The organism is Paracoccus sp. (in: a-proteobacteria), assembly GCF_039808215.1.
GTDB lineage: Bacteria > Pseudomonadota > Alphaproteobacteria > Rhodobacterales > Rhodobacteraceae > Paracoccus.
Map to the genome: position 1 here is coordinate 1 of NZ_JBDHSP010000166.1, position 2,563 is coordinate 2,563.

Annotated in this window: 3 protein-coding genes; 1 reads left to right on the forward strand and 2 read right to left on the reverse strand. The window is 60.0% G+C overall.

The features are described 5' to 3' along the window. Together WMK75_RS19045 and WMK75_RS19050 are read right to left on the reverse strand one after the other, a co-directional pair. On the reverse strand, positions 1-265 hold a 265-nt coding region (locus WMK75_RS19045; protein WP_347269143.1), incomplete at its 3' end, for a hypothetical protein. 364 nt (positions 266-629) lie between these two features. Next, complete coding sequence (locus WMK75_RS19050; RefSeq protein WP_347269144.1) at positions 630-2,081, reverse strand: menaquinone biosynthesis decarboxylase; 1,452 nt, start codon at positions 2,079-2,081, stop codon at positions 630-632. 56 nt (positions 2,082-2,137) lie between these two features. Between WMK75_RS19050 and WMK75_RS19055 the strand changes: the two genes are divergently transcribed. Next, positions 2,138-2,563, forward strand: a 426-nt coding sequence (locus WMK75_RS19055) for an SDR family NAD(P)-dependent oxidoreductase (RefSeq protein WP_347269145.1), incomplete at its 3' end; no start/stop codon positions are given.

Sequence of the window (2,563 nt, forward strand, 5' to 3'; positions counted from 1 at the left end):
CGACGTTCGGAAGCAGCTTGAAGATGTGAACGAACCTTTCCGGCATGCGGACATTGATGGCCTTCATGTTCCGGAACTGGCGCCGCATCTGCCCGAACGGGCTCACTTGCCGCAAGTCATTGCCCGATGGCGGAACTTTGAACTGGATGATGACGTCAACCAGTTGATTGGAGTTCCGGCCATCCAGATCGCGCGCAATCTTCGGATCGGCAAACGCTGTTCCGGCGAGTAGAAATAATGCAATCGCTCTCAGCGGATTCTTCATGCATTGGTCTCCGTCATATGTTCACCGGCTACCCGCCCCAGGTTGCTATGTCGGAAAGCGTGGCCGCCGTCGCCCGCTGGTGTTGCGGCTTCGAGCTTTTCGGCTCCTGCTCCGCGTTTCTTCGAACGCCGGCTAACGCTGCCGCCAGCGCGATCAAGTCCTTTGTCTCCATTCGAACCGGAGAGAACGTGGATGTATTGGACGCGTTCTTCATGTCTGCTGGGACTCCTTTGAACGAATTGCTTTCGCGCGTTAACAAATGCAAAGCGGGAGCCAATCGGAGAACGCTGATTCTGAATCAGTTATCGAAGTCCACAAGAAGGCTGCCGGACAGATTGTCCGGACCAGGCGACAATTTGTCCGGTTACGCGAGACCTGCCTTCTTCCACAACGCGTCCACGCTGCGCCGCACTTCCGGGGTCATGGCGATCACATCGGGCCATGGCCGGTGGAAGCCCTCTTCCTTCCACTTGCGCGTGGCGTCGATGCCCATCTTCGATCCGTAGTTGACGAGGCGGCTTGCGTGATCCAGCGAATCCACCGGTCCCAAAACAAATTGGATATCGCGCTCGGGATCGATATTGTTCAGCGCCTTCCACGCCACTTCCCCCACGTCCTGCACGTTCACGTCCTCGTCCACCACGACGATTACTTTGCTGAACATGGCCTGTCCCAGTCCCCAGATGGCGTGCATCACTTTGCGTGCATGGCCTGGGTAGGACTTGCGAATGGACACCAGAATGAGGTTGTGGAATACTCCCTCGGCGGGCATGCAGATGTCGCGCACCTCCGGCAATTGCAGGCGCATGAGAGGGAGGAAGATCCGCTCGATGGCCTTGCCCATGTGGAAATCCTCCATCGGCGGCGGTCCGACGATGGTGGTGGCGTAGATGGGATTCTTACGGTGGGTGATGCAATCGACATGAAAGACGGGATATTCGTCCTCGAGCGAATAGAAGCCCGTGTGATCCCCGAACGGACCCTCGGTCCTCATTTCGCCGGGAACGACATGGCCCTCGAGAACGATTTCCGAATGCGCCGGCACCAGGATGTCATTGGTTTCGCACTTCACCATCTCCACCGGCTTCGAGCGCAGGAATCCGGCGATCATCATTTCGTCCAGGTCGGGCGGCAACGGAAGAATGGCGGAATACATGGTGGCCGGGTCGCAGCCGATCGCCACCGAAACAGGCATCTTCGCCTGCTTGGCTTCCTTCAGGAGGCGGCGGTAATGCTCGGCGCCTTGCTTGTGCGTCTGCCAGTGCATGCCCGTCGTCCGTTCGTCAAACACCTGCATGCGGTACATGCCGCAGTTCCGCTTCCCCGTGTCCGGGTTGTGGGAGAACACCATCGGCAGCGTGATGAATGGTCCGCCATCCTGGGGCCAGCAATGCAGCACCGGGAACTCCTTGAGCGAAAACCCGTCCTTGCGGATGACTTCCTTGCACGACCCGCCGGAAACCGTCTTGGGAAAGAACGCGCCCATCTCGGCCAGTTTCGGCAGCATCTTCAACTTCCCCAACAGGCCTTCCGGCATGCGCATCTCGAGATATTCCGCAATGCGTCCGGCAATCTCGTCCACCGAGGACACCCCGAGCGCGATCTCCATGCGGCGCGCGGAGGCGAAGGCATTGATCAGCACGGGCGTCGAGTGGCCCTTCGGCTTCTCGAACAGCAGAGCCGGCCCGCCCTTCTTCACGGCGCGGTCCGCGAATTCGGTGATCTCGAGATATGGATCCACTTCGCAGGAGACACGCTTCAATTCGCCCTTTGATTCAAGGGCGCGGACAAACTCTCGCAGGTCGGTATAAGCCATAGGGTTCAAGAGGATCGGTCTTCCTTCTACTATGATGGAAAGTCGGTACTCATTTCATGGCACAACGGACAGCATTGGTCACCGGAGCCAGCCGCGGCATCGGGCGCGCGTGCGCTCTCGCCCTGGCGGCGGCCGGCAACCGGGTGATTCTCGCCGCCCGCGATACGGCGGCGCTCGAGGAAGTCGCGGCGGCCATCACCGGGCAGGGCGGCGAGGCGCATACCGCCGTCCTCGATCTCGCCTCGCTCGATTCCATCCCCGCCGCTATCGCCGAAGCCGCTGCAAAGGCCGGTCCCATCAGCATCCTTGTCAACAATGCGGCCATCACGAAGGATACGCTGGCCCTGCGCATGAAGCGCGCCGATTTCGAGCATGTCCTGCAAGTGAACCTGACCGCCGCCTTTGTCTTCATCCAACAGGTTCTCCCCTTCATGATGCGCGAGCGCTGGGGCCGCGTCATCAACATCGCCAGCGTCGTCGCC